Origin of the sequence: Capnocytophaga ochracea DSM 7271, from assembly GCF_000023285.1 — a bacterium.
GTDB lineage: Bacteria > Bacteroidota > Bacteroidia > Flavobacteriales > Flavobacteriaceae > Capnocytophaga > Capnocytophaga ochracea.
The window spans coordinates 330,081-346,523 of the sequence record NC_013162.1; the positions used below are offsets into that span (position 1 = coordinate 330,081).

14 protein-coding genes, 1 tRNA gene and 2 pseudogenes are annotated in these 16,443 nt (G+C 39.7%); 3 read left to right on the top strand and 14 right to left on the bottom strand.

The features are described 5' to 3' along the window. The first annotated feature begins 86 nt into the window (after positions 1-86). Positions 87-1,133 (top strand): WD40/YVTN/BNR-like repeat-containing protein, encoded by a 1,047-nt coding sequence (locus COCH_RS01290; protein WP_012797012.1) that lies wholly within the window; start codon positions 87-89, stop codon positions 1,131-1,133. After that, the gene (locus COCH_RS01295; protein ID WP_012797013.1) at positions 1,130-1,798 is read left to right on the top strand and encodes a hypothetical protein; all 669 of its coding nucleotides are present in this window, start codon (positions 1,130-1,132) and stop codon (positions 1,796-1,798) included. Before COCH_RS01290 ends, COCH_RS01295 begins: the two co-directional genes overlap by 4 nt. Before the next feature lie 13 nt (positions 1,799-1,811). On the opposite strand, the gene COCH_RS01300 is transcribed toward COCH_RS01295, so the two are convergent. Then, positions 1,812-2,897 carry an ATP-binding protein gene (locus COCH_RS01300; RefSeq protein ID WP_009421703.1) on the bottom strand — a complete coding sequence of 362 codons (1,086 nt, stop codon included), beginning with the start codon at positions 2,895-2,897 and terminating at the stop codon, positions 1,812-1,814. 114 nt (positions 2,898-3,011) lie between these two features. Then, positions 3,012-4,436: a Gfo/Idh/MocA family protein gene (locus COCH_RS01305; protein ID WP_012797014.1), complete on the bottom strand. Its 1,425-nt coding sequence runs from the start codon at positions 4,434-4,436 to the stop codon at positions 3,012-3,014. A 351-nt stretch (positions 4,437-4,787) separates the two neighbouring features. On the opposite strand from COCH_RS01305, the pseudogene COCH_RS01310 reads away from it, so the two are divergent. Continuing rightward, positions 4,788-7,034: pseudogene (locus COCH_RS01310) on the top strand (helix-turn-helix domain-containing protein); the annotation flags it as partial. 47 nt (positions 7,035-7,081) lie between these two features. On the opposite strand, the gene COCH_RS01315 reads toward COCH_RS01310, so the two are convergent. From COCH_RS01315 to COCH_RS01365, 12 genes and pseudogenes are all read right to left on the bottom strand, one after another. Continuing rightward, complete coding sequence (locus COCH_RS01315; protein ID WP_012797016.1) at positions 7,082-7,588, bottom strand: porin family protein; 507 nt, start codon at positions 7,586-7,588, stop codon at positions 7,082-7,084. 118 nt (positions 7,589-7,706) lie between these two features. Next, on the bottom strand, positions 7,707-8,186 hold the full coding sequence (locus tag COCH_RS01320) for an ExbD/TolR family protein (protein WP_002673265.1): 480 nt from the start codon (positions 8,184-8,186) through the stop codon (positions 7,707-7,709). A 12-nt stretch (positions 8,187-8,198) separates the two neighbouring features. Further along, complete coding sequence (locus COCH_RS01325; protein ID WP_002673266.1) at positions 8,199-8,813, bottom strand: ExbD/TolR family protein; 615 nt, start codon at positions 8,811-8,813, stop codon at positions 8,199-8,201. Between the two features lie 6 nt (positions 8,814-8,819). Beyond that, complete coding sequence (locus tag COCH_RS01330) at positions 8,820-9,251, bottom strand: hypothetical protein (protein ID WP_009418031.1); 432 nt, start codon at positions 9,249-9,251, stop codon at positions 8,820-8,822. A 28-nt stretch (positions 9,252-9,279) separates the two neighbouring features. After that, positions 9,280-10,011 (bottom strand): MotA/TolQ/ExbB proton channel family protein, encoded by a 732-nt coding sequence (locus COCH_RS01335; RefSeq protein ID WP_009418843.1) that lies wholly within the window; start codon positions 10,009-10,011, stop codon positions 9,280-9,282. A gap of 74 nt (positions 10,012-10,085) precedes the next feature. Next, positions 10,086-10,173: transfer RNA gene (locus COCH_RS01340), tRNA-Ser, on the bottom strand. A gap of 69 nt (positions 10,174-10,242) precedes the next feature. Further along, positions 10,243-11,271, bottom strand: a complete 1,029-nt coding sequence (locus COCH_RS01345; protein ID WP_012797017.1) for an asparaginase — start codon at positions 11,269-11,271, stop codon at positions 10,243-10,245. Continuing rightward, entirely contained in the window at positions 11,258-12,391 is a 1,134-nt protein-coding gene (locus tag COCH_RS01350; protein ID WP_012797018.1) for a 1-acyl-sn-glycerol-3-phosphate acyltransferase, read from the bottom strand. The genes COCH_RS01345 and COCH_RS01350 overlap by 14 nt, the downstream gene beginning before the upstream one ends. A 72-nt stretch (positions 12,392-12,463) precedes the next feature. Next, positions 12,464-13,225, bottom strand: coding sequence for a TatD family hydrolase (locus COCH_RS01355; RefSeq protein ID WP_012797019.1), 762 nt, complete (start codon positions 13,223-13,225; stop codon positions 12,464-12,466). A 190-nt stretch (positions 13,226-13,415) separates the two neighbouring features. Beyond that, on the bottom strand, positions 13,416-13,592 hold the full coding sequence (locus COCH_RS12125) for a hypothetical protein (RefSeq protein ID WP_012797020.1): 177 nt from the start codon (positions 13,590-13,592) through the stop codon (positions 13,416-13,418). 54 nt (positions 13,593-13,646) lie between these two features. After that, positions 13,647-14,866: pseudogene (locus COCH_RS01360) on the bottom strand (DUF6051 family protein). A 67-nt stretch (positions 14,867-14,933) separates the two neighbouring features. Continuing rightward, positions 14,934-16,442 carry a RagB/SusD family nutrient uptake outer membrane protein gene (locus tag COCH_RS01365; RefSeq protein ID WP_012797022.1) on the bottom strand — a complete coding sequence of 503 codons (1,509 nt, stop codon included), beginning with the start codon at positions 16,440-16,442 and terminating at the stop codon, positions 14,934-14,936. Between the last annotated feature and the right edge of the window lies 1 nt (position 16,443).

The window sequence follows — 16,443 nt, forward strand, 5'->3', positions numbered from 1 at the left end:
AATCGTGTCAGTGTTGAGAAAAAATATATTCTTTCTTTGTTATTCGAACCAAAAACATTATCTTTGCCTTTGTTTATCACTGATGTATGAAACATATTGCTATTATTTTTATATTGCTTTGTCTTGGAGCGTGCAAGCACTCCAATCCTTATAAGGACACTACTATTGAATTGGTAGAAGTAAAGTCCTTTCCGTTAGAGAAAGTAAGCGTGCGAGCAATGGTGCTCTTAGAGAAAAACGTGGCTTTTGCAGGCTCCGATGCTACCTTTGGTTTTATCAACACACAAAACCAAACTATTGCAACTTCTAACCTAAAAAACCGCGGAGTGATTTCGGATTTCCGCGCAGTGGCAGCAACGACTCAGAACTTTTTTATGCTCTCTATCGGCAATCCTGCATTGCTCTACAAAGCAGAACAAAGTGGTATGGAAGAAGTGTATCGCGAGGAACACCCCGATATATTCTACGATGTATTGCGCTTTACGGACGACCAATTTGGCATCGTTATTGGCGACCCTATCGACAATCGCCTATCGGTAGTAACAACGCACAATGGCGGACAACAATGGACGAAACTCACGTGGTCACAATCACCCAAACTCGAAGAGGGTGAAAGTGTATTTGCCGCTAGCAACTCGGCTTTGGCGCACTATGGCAACAAACTATGGGTAGTAACAGGCGGCAGTAAGAGCAGGGTGTTATTCTCGAACAACAAGGGTTATAAATGGCAAGACCTCGCTACCCTACCTCTCGCCCAAGGTTCGGCTACTCAAGGGGCTTTCACCATAGCTTTCTACAACGACCAGCAGGGCATCGCTCTCGGTGGTGATTATGAACAACCTACAGAGCGCAAAGGCTCTGGCGCACTCACTTTCGATGGGGGTAAAACGTGGCAACCTATCGCGACCGACAAGGCTATTGGCTATGCGAGTTGTGTGCAATACATCCCTAATAGTGAGGGAAATGCTTTGGTGGCAACTTCGCCTAATGGTCTTTTCTTCTCTAACGACCAAGGTAGGAGCTGGCAACAACTTTCGGATAAATCCTATCACGCACTACTCTTTGTTGATGAGCAAACTATGGTTGCTTCGGGCAATGAGAAAATCACCCTTTTTAGAGTCGTAAAAAAATGATGGTAAGTGAGGTAACAGCTTTGCGAAAGGCAGGTGAATTAGATGAAGCATTGCGTATCGCTCTTGAAGAATTTAAGGAAAACGATAGCAGTATCAACAAATATTCGTTGGGCTGGGTGTATTACGATTTTTGCAAGAGGGCAGTAGCCGAAAACGACTTAGACATTTTTCTACAATATGTGCAAGCTCTCAAAGACCTGCGTTTTAGCATTGAAGAAGTGCTCATCACCGACCAACTACTTTGGCAATACGTGAAGTTCTTCGCACAGTTGCGCAAAACAGGAAAAATAGCGCTTATTGATGTGCTGTACGAGAGTTTGAAAGGTATGTATTTCACAATGCCTTCAAAAGCGTTTTCTGCCCTAGCAGAGCAGTTGCACAAAGCCTATAAAGACCGTGAGGAATATTTAGAAGTGATTACTGACGTGATGCCGTTTCTGTGCGCTGAGGATTTTGTACCTAAGTCATACCAAGGTATGCCTATAATGCCTTTAGCGGAACAAATCTATATTGCTTATAGCAAACATATATTAGAAAGTGGCGACAAAGAGATTATCGCCACCTTTATACCTATCTTGCATCAGTGGATGCAGGCACATCCTGAATACAATTCACTTATTTACTACTATGTAGAGATGTGCAATTTTACTAATATACCAATGTAATAATTATCAATTATCAATTGTTCATTGCTGAACATTGGTTATAGAGTTCACGCCAAGACGCTCCGCGTTTCTTCATTACATTTTCAAGGTATTCCTTCCACACCATTTTATCTTTGTCTTCGTCTTTCACTACAGCTCCTTGCAATCCTGATGCTAAATCTTCATCGGTAACAGTGCCGTTGCCGAAACTGCCTGCCAATGCCATACTATTGGTGATAAGCGAAATAGCTTCTGCCGTAGAAATAACCCCGCTAGGCGATTTGAGTTTTTGTTTTTCGTCTAAAGTAGCTCCTTTGCGCAATTCGCGGAAAATTGTTACAATCTTCTCTATAGCTTCATTGCTTGGCAAGGCGGCTTTCAGTTTGTAGTTGTTAGAAATCTCAGCTACACGTTTGGTTACAATAGACACTTCGGTTTCTAAAGTAGCAGGGGCAGGTAGCACGATGATGTTGAAACGTCTTTTGAGTGCTGACGACATTTCGTTTACACCACGGTCGCGGGTATTAGCTGTGGCAATAATAGAGAAACCACGCTGAGCAGGTAATTCTTCACTGAGTTCGGGAATGGCAATATTCTTCTCCGATAGAATAGAAATCAATGCGTCTTGTACTTCGGAGGCGCAACGCGAAATCTCCTCAAAACGAGCAACAGTTCCTGTTTCCATCGCACGGTAAATAGGAGACTTAAGTAAGGCTTCGTGCGATGGTCCATTAGCCAAGAGCATTGCGTAGTTCCACGAATAGCGAATGTGTTCTTCGCTGGTGCCCGCAGTACCTTGAATCACTTTGCCAGAATCACCACAAATAGCAGCTGTAAGGTTTTCGGAAAGCCACGACTTGGCAGTTCCTGGCTCGCCTATAAGCAGTAGAGAGCGGTCGGTAAGGAGTGTAGCAATAGCTATCTCCACCAAGCGATTATGACCGATATACTTAGGGGTAATCTCTACCCCGCTGGCAGTACCTCCAGTTACAAATTTCAACACTGCTTTAGGCGACAATTGCCAGCCTATGGGCTTTTCTTGTTTTTTATCCTCTTCTTTTAGAGCCTCTAATTCTTTTGCATATAGTTGTTCCGCAGGAAGACGTAATACGTTTGACATAAGTTCTATAATCCTCCCCCACCCCCTCCCAAGGAAGGGAGAATACGATATAAATAGTTAGAAAAATATATTATCCTACCCCCTCCCCTTGGAGGAGGGAAAGGGGTGGTGATTCTAATTAGCAAACGCGTGTTTGTAACCTTTTTGTTTATTCCAAGCTCCGCGAGTAAAATCGGGTATTTCTACAGGAGCACTACCGTTTTCTAATGATAGTTTAGAAAGAGGTGCTAAGCAACACCATTCAGCAAGGTCATACACGTCCATATCCAAAGGCAAACCATTGCGCAAACAGTAGATGAGGCGATAGTCCATAATGAAATCCATACCTCCGTGACCGCCCACTTCTTTTGCTTTAGTTTCCAATTCTCTAAGAATACGTGGTTTGTATTTTTCCATCATTGCTTTTTTAGCCTCTTCGGGCATAAAGCTGTGTGTCGAAAGATTTTCGTGGTTAGGCACTTCGTCTTTTGCTATACTTTCTGGCTGAATAAGATAACCTTCTATTGGATATTTATTCGCGAATCCATTTGTTCCAGTAAGCTGATACATACGTGAATATGGGCGTGGTGTTACCACATCGTGTTGTATTTGTATGGTTTTCCCTTTTTCTGTCTTAATCATTGTAACAGTAAGGTCACCGTTTTGGAAGTTAGGATCTTCTTTGCCCATTACGCGTTTGTACACTTCTTTACCTCTAAAAGCGTGCGTATCAAATGAAACCAAATAGTTCATCTTGTCTCCTCGGTGAATATTAAGTGCTTGGCATACAGGACCTATACCGTGCGTAGGGTATATATCTCCACGATTCTTAGCATTGTAGTCTAAACGCCAGTTGTTCCAATACTCAGTCCAAAAGTCGTCTAAGTTATGAATATAAGAGCCTTCACCGTGAATCACTTCACCCAAGAGCCCTTGTTGTGCCATATTAAGAGTAGTAATTTCAAAGTAGTCATACACGCAGTTCTCAAGCATCATACAGTGTAGGCGTTTCTTTTCACTCATATTAATCAATGCCCAAATTTGTTCCATATCAAGAGCTGCAGGTACTTCTATCGCCACGTGTTTACCGTGTTCCATAGCATAAAGCGCCATTGGTACGTGGTGTTTCCAGTCAGTTACAATGTACACGAGGTCTACATCTTTGCGCTCACATAGCGCTTTCCAAGCATTTTCATCACCTGTGTACTGGGCTACACGCTTATGCCCTGCTTTTTCAATTACTTGTTGCGCTTTTTCTACCATTTCAGGACGTATATCGCAGATAGCTGTAACTTTCGCTCCGGGCACGTGCATATAACGTTCTACCGCACTATGTCCGCGCATTCCAAGACCAATGATTCCTACACGCACGGTATCCATTTTAGGTGTAGTAAGGTTTAGTACATCTGTTTGCCCAGCTGGACGAGGGGGGGTAGTTACTTTAATTTGATAAGAACTTCTACTCTTATTCTCATTAGAAGTAGCTTGATTGCAGTTACAAGCCACAAAGCCAAGACATACAGCAATGCCTATGGCTACTTGATAGATTTTTTTAATCATAGCTGTGAATATTTTTAAAGGTTGATTATTAATGTGACAAAAGTAGCAAAAAAAATTAATAGTAACAAAAGAAAAGTAAAAAAGATTTATTTATCCACTCCTTTACAATTACTTTTCAGTACCTTTTTTACAAAAAAACGTTCACTCTTAACCATTCACTTTCAACTATTTATATACCCTTTCTATACCAATCGTCCAAGATTCGTATAAGCTTCCTATAAGCTTTCTATAAGCTAAACCTACCCTCCTTCCTACCAAAATTTGGCTGTGTAGTTCACACCTAATTTGTTAATTTGCTAATTAAAATAAGTTTCGTATCTTTGCGTTTTAAATGATAACAACCAAACAAATGGTATGGAAGAGTACATACTTACACTTGTAAATCAAACAAATAGAAATATTTTTCTCACAGGGAAAGCAGGAACGGGTAAAACTACTCTGCTACACAAAATCATCAATACTTGTTATAAAAATACGGTGGTAGTTGCCCCTACGGGTATTGCTGCTCTCAATGCTGGAGGGGTAACTATTCATTCGATGTTCCAACTCCCTTTTGCTTCTTTCTTACCAACACTCAGCAATCCCCCTATTGTGAATGAATTCTTGCGCTTTGAAAACCGATTTTCTTTGCGCAAACATTTCCAAATGCACAAAAATAAACAGCAGGTTATCCGCAATATGGAGTTGCTAATTATAGATGAAGTGAGTATGCTCCGTGCCGATGTGCTCGATGCTATGGACTATATGTTGCAGTTTATCCGAAAAGACAAACGACCCTTCGGAGGCGTACAAGTGCTCTTCATCGGCGATTTGTTACAGTTGCCCCCCGTAGTAAAACAAGAGGAATGGGAAGTGCTCAAATATTATTATAAAGGAATGTATTTTTTCCAGTCCGAAGTCATAACTCAAAATCCTTTGCTATATGTAGAACTCGAAACCATTTACCGACAAACCGATAAGCTGTTTATTTCCATTTTAAACCACTTGCGTGAAAACCAACTTACCTCTGAGGATATCAAACAGTTAGAAAAGTATGTACAGCCAGATTTCCCTAAAAAACACCTAAAAGATTACATCACCCTCACCACTCACAACGCCAAAGCCGATGCAATGAACCAACGCGAAATGAGTAAACTCTCTTCTCCCCTATTCTCTTACGAGGCTGATATTGTTGATGATTTTCCGGAATACCTCTACCCTATCGAAAAAGTCATTCAGCTAAAAGAAGGCGCAAGAGTAATGTTCATCAAAAATGACATTTCAGGAGAACATCTGTTTTTCAACGGAAAGATGGGTACAGTAGTCTCTCTTTCCGAAGGTGAAATTACCGTGAAATTAGACGGTGGAAGGGTCATAAACGTCGAACGCTACGAATGGGAAAACGTGCGATATAAACTGAATGAAACAACCAAAGATATAGAAGAAGAGCGCCTGGGCTCGTTTACCCAATACCCATTGCGTTTGGCGTGGGCAATTACCATACACAAAAGTCAAGGGCTCACTTTCGAGAAAGCCATCTTAGATTTGGCAAGCGTATTTGCCTCAGGTCAAGCCTATGTAGCATTTTCGCGCCTGCGTTCGTTAGAAGGCTTGATTTTGCTTTCCTCAGTAAGTGCTAATGGTATCAACAACAATGGTGAAGTGATAGGTTATGCCGAGAACAAAGCCTCCGAAAAAGAAGTACAAACCGCTTGTTATACAGGAAAAACCGAATTTTTGCAGGAGAATATTCTAAACACTTTCCAATGGAATACTCTTTTAGAAGAATGGGTGCTACACCGCAATAGTTATTCAGGTGAAATTGGCAATAAAAACCTATATAAGGATTGGGCATCACAGCAGTTAGTAAGAGTGCAAGAACTTGTTACCGTCTCCGAAAAATTCATCAAGCAACTCAAAACACTTTTCAATAATGCAACCGATGTTCAGCATATTTTCGAACGCGTAGCCAAAGGTATCACTTATTTTACACCGCTCTTAGAACAATTATGGTATGAAGTGCTATTAGTTGAAGGAAAAATAGCCAATCAGAAAAAAGTCAAACAATTTTTCACCGAACTAAAAGAGTTAGACAATAGCCTTTCCGAGATGCTAAAGAAGCTCTTCCGCTTAGAGCAAATGGTACAATTAGCACAATCCGACCAACCTTTTAATAAAGAAAAGATACATTCAGCTAAATTAGAAACTTTGTACACTAAACTCACCGGAAAAATTAATAATATTTTAAAGAACGAAAAACTCTTTATAGGCGAATATCCTCCCTCCAAAGATGATAAACCTAAGAAGGAAAAACGCTCTACTTATGATATCACACTTCAGCTTTGGAAAGAAGGCAAAACAGTAGTCGAAATAGCCAAAGAGCGTACGCTATCACAGGCTACTATCTATTCTCACATAGCCAAATGCATAGAACAAGATAAAATTGCTATTACTGAAGTACTCCCTGAGGAAACCATCAATGAACTGAATACAATTTTTAAAGAAAACGAAGAACTTACTACCCTGAAAAGTCTTTATGAAAAGACAGAAGAAAGATACAGTTGGGACGAACTGCGTTTATTCAGAGCCTACTTACTAAAAGAAGCTAAAAAAGCATAATAAAAAAGGGACTTCCTCAGAAGTCCCTTTTTTCATTTTTTAAGTTATTAAAATCTATAAGTAACACCTGCTTTAAAACCTCCTGTTGCAAAAGAGTTGTGTTCTACAAATAACTCAGCATTCACACCGAAGTTTTCTGTAAAGAAGTAACGCCCCCCTGTTTGAAGACGCACTGCAAATCCTGAGTCATAATAAGGATCCCAATTGTCATATTTATAATCATTATTCCAATTGTAATATCCCAAACTTAAACCACCATACAAATCTACGTTTGAAGGAAGTCTTCTTATAAGTTTATTGAAGTGGTAATTACTCGTAGCTAAAACACCTATATTATTGTATTTTACGCTATTGTAGTTTCTGCCACGGTAAAATAACTCACCTCCTACAGTTATTTGGTCGTTAATCCCAACGTCCACTGAACCATATACCATAACCCCTGGAGTTGAAACACCTAAACCTCCGTTAATTTGTACATCACCAGCCCCAAAAGACTGTGCTGAAGCTACTCCTGCACTGAGGAGTAATCCAAAAAGTAAAACGATTTTTCTCATAAATAATTACTATTAACTTGTTTTAATAATGCAAAGGTAATATTTTTATTGATAATAACAAAAAAAGACTACCCTAATTTTTAAGGTAGTCTTTTTAACACAGAAATATGTTTCTTATTTATTTTTGATTCAAAGGAGAACCTTCACGAGCGATATAAGTCAATTTCAAGGCATTAACATCTTGCAATTTCTCACGAATATCACTCACTAATCCCATATTGGTATCAGCATCTACTTTCAAAGCGGTCATAAATACATCTTTTAGTGCATCGCGTAAACCTTCTCTATAATTCAATATATAGTGGCTTACCTCCGAAACATCAATGAATTTATCGTTCACTTGGATTTTAGCGTTTACACCAAACTTAGCCTGATACTTAGGAAGTGGTTTCCCTGCATAAATGTACACAACTGGGTCTTTCTTGTCCAATTTTTGTACCTGGTCTGCCACTGGCAACTTATTTTGTACCATCAAATCACTGTCTTTAGATTCTGTTACTGTCATAAAGAAGAACAAAAGCATAAAGATGATATCTGGCAAAGAAGCCGTAGAAACAGCGGGCGTTTCGCCACTTTTCTTTTTTGTAAATTTTGACATATCCTTCTAATTTTAGTGTTTCTTAGGTGCTGTTTCAAGCAATTTTCTTGGGAATAGCTCCTGTAATTTCACGATTTTAGGTTCTAACGCATCTTTCCTGTCTTTAGGAGTACGAGCTGCGTTAAATTCTTCCTCTATCTGAACGTAAGGTACTTCGTTAGGGAACAAACGTCTGCGTTCACGCTCACGTAACTCATTATATGCCTTAATCAATTCATTTTGTACAGCTATATAAGTGTGATATGAAGTTTCACGGTCGTTGCGCAAAGAAATAACTGCTTTATCTGGGTTGTCAGATGATAGAGGGTCTCTTTTACCTTTACAGTAAGTACAAGAACCATCTCCATTATTATCCAAGAAATTAAGCGCTGTTTCTTTTACGTCTTTAAGTTCCTTAACTTCGTTGTTTATTAACAACTGGTTGTACTTGTTCACTACCACTACCAATACGTTTTTCTCTTTTACTGGTGGAGGTGGTGGCGTATTTTCTTGTGGTTTAGGAGGTAACTTTACAGTAATCCCTGAGTTGCTCTCAATAGTTGTTGTTACCAAAAAGAATATCAACAACAAGAAAGCAATATCAGCCATTGAACCTGCATTTACCTCGGGTGCGGAACGTTTTGCCATAATTTCTTATTTCATTAGTGCTTTTTTCACATTGGAAGCTATAAGAGCTACTACGGCTACTGCTACCAATATGTACAAAGCGATTAAACCTGTGCTTACCCATCTTCTTACAGATTCGCTGGCTTTCTTCACTTCGTCACTAGCATTAGCTTCTACAGCTCCTGATGAGAAGATATAAGCTAAAAGAAGAACTACCACAAATCCTCCCGTATAGATAAGCGTTTTCTTAAGTGCTTTTGGTGAAGCTAAAATGTTTTGTGCCGCTGATACGATTACTGCCAACAAAGCAATACCTAAAAGAACATAAGTCAGCACAAACAAAGCTTGCATAGTACCGTTGTTGGGATCCTCAGCGTTTGTAAAGAAAGACAAAACAATCCATAGAACTACCCCAATTACGCCCAAAGCAAGAGCTCCATATTTTGCTATTTTATACATACTTAAAGTTGTTTAATGGGTGAATAAATTATTTCATTTTTCTTGCTACTAAAAGGTCTATCAATGAGATAGAAGCATCTTCCATATCATTTACGATAGCGTCGATTTTAGCAATGATGTAGTTGTAGAATACTTGTAGTATCATCGCTACAATCAAACCAAACACTGTAGTAAGCAAGGCAACCTTGATATCACCAGCAATCAATGATGCGTCCAAACCACCAGCTGAACTAATCTTATCGAACGCTTCAATCATACCAATTACCGTACCCATAAACCCTAACATCGGTGCAATAGCAATAAAGAGCGAAATCCAAGATACGTTCTTTTCTAATTGTCCCATCTGTACACCTCCGTAAGATACTACTGATTTTTCAACCATATCAATACCTTCTGATGAACGGTCAAGACCTTGATAGAAAATAGATGCAACAGGACCTTTTGTATTACGGCACACTTCTTTAGCTGCCTCAATACCTTTGCTATCCAATGCCTCTTCAATATCGGCAATTAGCTTTTTAGAATTGGTAGTCGCCATATTGAGGTAAATAATTCTCTCAATAGCTACTGCCAAACCAATAATCAAGCAGAGCAAGATAGGAGCCATATACATAGGACCCCCTTCAATAAAACGCTCTTTAAATACTTGGTGGAAGCCTTTGCTTTGTTGCATCGTTTCAGTTGCTTCCTGAGCGCTAACCATAGCCACGTTTAAAATTAACATTGCTACTAGAAGTAGCTTAGATGACATTTTTTTCATTTGTTTAATCTTTTTAAATTGTTAGTTGATAATTTAATGTTTAATAATTATTCTGTTTTTTTTTTAGAAAGAAGCAGAGAGGAAGGGATTCGAACCCTCGATACGCTTGTGGCGTATATACACTTTCCAGGCGTACTCCTTCGACCACTCGGACACCTCTCTCTATGCTGTTTCTGAATGCCAAAGTAACAAATTATTTTTCTATCCCACAAGTTTTTTCTTAATTTTTTGCTAAATTTCTCCAGCTATATTTTCTTCAAACTTGATTTTGAATAGTTTATGAGAAATATTTTTTTTAAGCAAAAGCATCAATTTTGTGATTGCCGACTCGGTTGTGAGGTCTTTTCCGTCTATCACTCCCATCTTTTTGAGGGCTTCACTCGCTTCATATTTGCCCATCATCACACTACCTCCAGAACACTGGGTAACATTCACTATATATATTCCTTTATGAATAGCACTCTGCAAACTCTCTACAAACCACGCATCGGTAGGAGCATTACCTGAACCGTAGGTTTCTAACACTACCCCTTTCAGATTTGGGATATTGAAAATACCATTCAGTATAGGTGCAGTAATGCCTGGGAACATCTTGATAATCGCTACATTAGTTTCAAAATCTTTCCACACTTCTAAGTGTTGCTTTTGCTTGCGGGGTAAAAGGTTCTCTTTCATTACCTTTAAATGTACACCACTTTCTACTAACAGAGGGTAGTTCAGCGAGGCAAAAGCTTGAAAGTGCTCGGCGTTTATTTTGGTAGTGCGGTTACCTCGGTAGAGCTTGTACTCAAAATAGAGCCCCACTTCTTGTATCACCAGCTCACCATTTTCTTTTAGGGCTGCCAGCTGTATAGAGGTAATGAGGTTCTCTTTGGCATCAGTGCGCAAATCGCCTATCGGCAGTTGTGAACCGGTAAATATTACAGGTTTAGTAAGTCCTTGTAGCATAAAACTTAAAGCCGAAGCCGAGTAGCTCATCGTGTCACTGCCGTGAAGCACTACAAAACCATCGTAGTGATTATACTCTCTTTCAATCACCTCAGCAATTTCAATCCAATGCTGGGGGTTCATATCCGAGGAGTCTATCACTTTCTCAAACGAGTGCACCGAGATTTCACAATCTAAGTGCGAGAGCTCAGGAATACGCTTGTAAAGATTATCAAACTCGAAAGCACGCAAGGCTCCTGTTTGGTAGTCCTTTATCATCCCGATAGTCCCCCCCGTATAGATGAGGAGCACTTTTGAATTATTGGTTTCCATCGAATTTGTTCTTTACAGGATTAGCGTACATCTCTAAGAACTTCTTTTGTGAAAGATCTTCAGAATTGCTTCGGTTGTTCATTCGGCGTTCAAAACGTCGAAAATCTTTTTCGTTGTAGTATTCCTTATATATAGAGGTGTCGTTCAGCAAATCATAAGCAATATAATTCGCAGGAAACAACTTGTACTGTTGATGAATAGCTTTGTCCAAACATTCAGCTAAGGCTTGCAATTGCTTGTTAAGATGCTGATGTGTAGCTTCTATAGTGTCTATCTGGTCGTACAGCGGTTGTCCTACCGAAATATGCACACGTCCTTTTTGTCCCAACAAGCCTTGAATGATGTTCTCAAAATCCTCTTTTTTAGATTTCACGTATTCTACCCCGTTATGTTGGGCAATAAGTGCGGGCAACTTCAACACATCAGTGGGGTCAAACTCATAGGAAATCGACATCGGTACTAAATTAAGTGTCTTCAGGTACTGCAAAGGTGATATATCTTCGGGAGCATTAAGGGTGAGCATCTTCAAAACCCCTTGCTGGGTACGGTCGTCTCCATTCTTAGTACGCCCTTCTCGTTGCGCAATCCACACATTGCGGTGCTCCTCTTTAATACAGTGGTAAATGTATTCCGATACCAATTTAGAATGCTCCAAAGCCTCTCGTGGGGGCAGACTCCTATATATAATAATATTTCTGTTGAGCATTGCCAATATCTTCAAATACTTTTTCCTAAGCAAATTATCGCCCATAGCCGAAGCCGTCATCGAGAGGTGATTATCGTATAGGGCAACGTTTAATAAGGAAGTATCTAAAACAATATCGCGGTGATTGGAAACAAATACATAAGCTTTGCGCGGGTCTAAACCGTCAAACCCATCACAGGTAAATTCCGAAATACTTTTCTCAATCGCCTTAGTAACCACTTGATACATTATATCCTCCTGAAAATCGGACACCTTTTGGCAAGCAAGCAGTCGTCGCTCTCGCTCCTCAGGAGTTTCATCAGGAAATGCATAAGCCATCATCGCTCGAATCAAAGGATTATCTTTAATTTGCGACAAGGCACGTGCTACTTCGTTGTCGTTAAACGGACGTATGGACTTGAAATAATCGGTCATTTCAGATACTCTATATTCTCTTGTTTTGGATAACGAAAGGCAAAGTAACGAAATATATTTGATAATACCTAATTAAATCTTAAATATATTTGTAGCATTTTCGTCAGTAAGGCGTATAATCTCGCTTTCGGGCAAAGCATATATATCTGATAATTTCTCTACAACTTTCACTATATAAGCACTTTCGTTGCGTTTCCCGCGGTAAGGTACTGGTGCCAAATAAGGTGAATCGGTTTCTAAAACAATATGCTGTAAATCTATATTTTTTAAAAACTGGTCTATCTTTCCGTTCTTAAAAGTTACCACTCCGCCAATACCTAAATGTAAGCCGTAGCCAATAGCGCGCTGAGCTTGCGCTTCTGTACCCGTAAAGCAGTGAAAAATGCCAAAAAGGTCGTCACTTTTTTCAGTTTCTAAAACCTCAAACACTTCGTCGAAAGCCTCTCGACAGTGAATAACAATAGGCAACTGATGCTTTTTAGCCAACTGTATTTGCCTCTGGAAAGCCTCTTGTTGCTCTTTGAGAAAAGTTTTATCCCAATAAAGGTCGATGCCTATTTCGCCAATAGCGCAAAAGAAATGCGATTGCATCAAATTCTCAACGTGCGCAAGTTCCTCCTGATAGTTTTCTTTCACGCTACAAGGGTGCAGACCGTTCATTAGGAAAACGTAGTCAGGATAATCGTTTTTCAGCTGAAACATTCGCTGGGTATAGCTCGCATCAATAGCTGGGATAAAACAACGGGTTACGCCAGCTGCTTTGGCTCGTGCGATCATCTCGGTACGGTCAGCGTCAAATTCTTCTGAATATAAGTGTGTATGTGTATCTATCATCGGTTGTCAGCCGTTAGTGTTTAGTAGTTATTTACAATTATATAGGTTAAATACATCACAAGTGCAACTCCTAATAGCCAATATTTCTATAACCTTTCTTCGCCTTATCCTCGGTATAGATTCGTCATTTATTCGTCATTTATTCGTCTTTCCTTCGTCATTTGTTCGTCATTTGTTCGTCATTTGTTCGTCATTTGTTCGTCATTTGTTCGTCATTTGTTCGTCTTTTGTTCGTCTTTTGTTCGTCTTTTGTTCGTCTTTTGTTCATCTTTTGTTCGTCTTTTGTTCGTCTTTTGTTCGCTCCAGCTCCGAATAGCCTTTTATCTTCAACCTTATTCCCCTCCTCTAAAAACTTTTCACACTCCATTTCTCATTTGCTAATTCTCAAATTTGCTAATTGCACCGACCTTTGTATTACCCTTTACCTTTTACCTAAATAAAACGCTACTGCCGATGTTACAAACTTCTCAAAAGCCTCGGTTACTTGGGGAGCATTCTTGGTGGTGAGAGCAAACGGACTCATATGAGTATACGGATAAGGAAAATCTTCTATTTGTACCTCTATATTGATATTTCTGTAACCTCCTTTAAGGGTATTGAGTGCCTCAATAGGAGGTGTTACCTCGTCCTTCTCCAATACTAAAGCTTTGATTTGCTTCTCCAACTGCAAAAAGCGCTGTTCACGTTCTTTCTGATAATAATTATAGCGCAACATCGTTTTGAACCAGCCTTCACCAAAATGAAGGTTACTGTCTTGATAATGTCTTAGGCGGTCGTCGTTCTTGAAATTGGTGCTGAGCAGTTCTGCAAAAGTTTTTTGCATTGTTATCGCTGCACGTCCGTCCATTATGTATTTAGAGATGGGAAACATACGGTCGATAGTCATACCTCCACAGAAACAAAAGAGCTTGGAATTAGTAAAATAGCCTTTGGGATTTGCCATCATCAATATTACAGAAAGGAAAGAGCCTATGGAATACCCAAAGAGGTCTACCGTAGCCGTAGGTGCAATGGTAGGGAGCAAGCCCGCTTTCAGGTCGGTGATGAGCTGTACTATATCGTTATACGTTTGCAACCCCGACCAAAAGAGACGTTGAGGAAAGGCATCTAAACGCGTAGAAGTCGCTGCATTCACATAAGAGGTTTCGGAATTATCCGGAAACTCATTCATACGCTTTTGTGCAATAATGTACATTTCTTGGCGAGAGCTCCATCGCTCAGGGGCACGACTCATATGGAAGGCTATTGGGAAGAGCATTACTGCCTTACCTGTTTGTGTTGCCAATCCATAAGCCCACGGTAAGTATTTATCCCATTTCTTTTCGTTGAGTCCGTGGAATACGATAATCACCCCGTCAGCTTTTGGAGTTCCTAAAGGTTGTATTATATGATACTGGAAATGAATATTACAATCCACATCATAGTCAGCCCAATGAAGGTCGTCTTGCGCATCATTAAGCTGAGAAGAAAACGATAAGTTATGCTCTTGGCAAAACAAATGCGGACTTCCTGGCAGGTAATACTTAGCCCCTTCGGAGAAGAAGCTATTATGCAAAATACGAATACCCAGCTCGGGTAATTCGGTATCGCGCTGGGTATCGAAAACTGTTTTTAGTTTTTGTATAATTCGTGATATTCCATATTTTTATAAATTAGAAAATTAGCAAATTAGCAAATTTCCACATTTACTAATTTGCTAATTATAGGATTACCAATTAGGATTTTGTTTCCAATTGCCTTGTTCGTAGTCTATATCATCTACTGGTATAGGCCATACTATTTTGTAATAGTAATTACTTCCTACCTGAATATTGAGTTCACTATAATCAGAGGCAGGAGTATTCCTAATAGTCGTTACATCCTGAGGAGTGCCTCTTTTTACAGGCAATCCCCAGCGATTAAGGTCATACAGGCGGAAATCTTCAAAAGCTAACTCTCTATTGCGCTCGTTTTGTATGTCGGCAAAAAGGTTGCTTCCTGAGGTAGTAATAGCACTAAGCCCTCTTGCAGCACGTAATAGGTTTAAGTACTTTTTAGCATTAGTTTCATCATTGTTCTTATAGGCAGCTTCGGCTGCTATAAGGTAAGTCTCAGCTATGCGAAAAAGCTTAGCCTTATGCCCATAATAAAAATTATAACTATCAATAGGTTCTAATTCTCTATTTCGAGGATACTTGTTTACAGCATAAAGAAAGCTAAACCCTACGGTTACTTCTTTCAAGAAAACATCTTTTCGCCAGTCGCCAGTAGTAAATAAATCTATAAAATCCTTAGTAGGCAACACATTAGGATTAGCGTCTATCTGTCCTGGGAAAAAGAAACTTTCACTTTCGCCTAAATAGAGCTCATTGGTATTATCAGAAGTTTCATAAACTCCTGCATTGACAGCTGCGTATAACTGGATAATACTCTCGGTATTATCATCTTCTGTCCATATTTTCTTGAAAGCATCGGCAGAGGTAGCCAGTGGATAGCGATTAGTATTGATAAGTGCTACTGCTACTTGGTAGGCTTGTGCCCAATCATTTTTATAGAGCAAGACTCTTGCTTTGAGAGCTCTGGCAGCATCGAGGGTGAAAGTATCAGCTCCTGCTGCTCCTGTTTGGTTTGCCAATAAGGTTTCAGCTTTCTGAATATCACTGAGTATAAAATCATAGGTTTCGGCTACACTACTGCGCGTAGGAAAGTTCTTGAGCGTAGGAGCTGTAAGCAGAGGTAAACCTAAATCGGTAGTTGCTGTACTACTGTTATAAGGCTTGCAGAAGTGCGTAACCAAATAGGTATAGCAATAGGCACGCCCTAAGTAAAGAGCTCCTGTAAGTTCTTGTATTTCTGATTGCTCAGGTATATTAGGGAAGCCCTTAATACCCGTGTTTATATCTTGAATGATAAGGAATCGTTCTTTCCATATAGAGGCAGTAGCCTGCTCTGAAGAAGCAAAAATAGACCAACGATGCATATCGGGCAATTTTTCCATTGCTCCCGCAGCTGCGTTGAGATAATCGGCTTGGAGGTCTGAGGCATACATCTGTTGCCCCTGATTGTAATCACGCAAAGCGTTATACATCCCATTTACCCACATTTGGGCATCACGCTTATTCTTAAAACTTGTATTTTCACTAGCGTAATTATAAGGGTCTAAATCCAAACGAGCACAACCCGTAGGCAACAACACCAAAAAAGAACATAAAACTGCTGTATATATTATTTTTTTCATC

Bases quoted from the DNA above. Each gene is read 5' to 3' on its own strand.
- COCH_RS01290 (WP_012797012.1), top strand. From the start codon at position 87: ATGAAACATATTGCTATTATTTTTATATTGCTTTGTCTTGGAGCGTGC.
- COCH_RS01295 (WP_012797013.1), top strand. From the start codon at position 1,130: ATGATGGTAAGTGAGGTAACAGCTTTGCGAAAGGCAGGTGAATTAGAT.
- COCH_RS01300 (WP_009421703.1), bottom strand. From the start codon at position 2,897: ATGTCAAACGTATTACGTCTTCCTGCGGAACAACTATATGCAAAAGAA.
- COCH_RS01305 (WP_012797014.1), bottom strand. From the start codon at position 4,436: ATGATTAAAAAAATCTATCAAGTAGCCATAGGCATTGCTGTATGTCTT.
- COCH_RS01315 (WP_012797016.1), bottom strand. From the start codon at position 7,588: ATGAGAAAAATCGTTTTACTTTTTGGATTACTCCTCAGTGCAGGAGTA.
- COCH_RS01320 (WP_002673265.1), bottom strand. From the start codon at position 8,186: ATGTCAAAATTTACAAAAAAGAAAAGTGGCGAAACGCCCGCTGTTTCT.
- COCH_RS01325 (WP_002673266.1), bottom strand. From the start codon at position 8,813: ATGGCAAAACGTTCCGCACCCGAGGTAAATGCAGGTTCAATGGCTGAT.
- COCH_RS01330 (WP_009418031.1), bottom strand. From the start codon at position 9,251: ATGTATAAAATAGCAAAATATGGAGCTCTTGCTTTGGGCGTAATTGGG.
- COCH_RS01335 (WP_009418843.1), bottom strand. From the start codon at position 10,011: ATGAAAAAAATGTCATCTAAGCTACTTCTAGTAGCAATGTTAATTTTA.
- COCH_RS01345 (WP_012797017.1), bottom strand. From the start codon at position 11,271: ATGGAAACCAATAATTCAAAAGTGCTCCTCATCTATACGGGGGGGACT.
- COCH_RS01350 (WP_012797018.1), bottom strand. From the start codon at position 12,391: ATGACCGATTATTTCAAGTCCATACGTCCGTTTAACGACAACGAAGTA.
- COCH_RS01355 (WP_012797019.1), bottom strand. From the start codon at position 13,225: ATGATAGATACACATACACACTTATATTCAGAAGAATTTGACGCTGAC.
- COCH_RS12125 (WP_012797020.1), bottom strand. From the start codon at position 13,592: ATGGAGTGTGAAAAGTTTTTAGAGGAGGGGAATAAGGTTGAAGATAAA.
- COCH_RS01365 (WP_012797022.1), bottom strand. From the start codon at position 16,442: ATGAAAAAAATAATATATACAGCAGTTTTATGTTCTTTTTTGGTGTTG.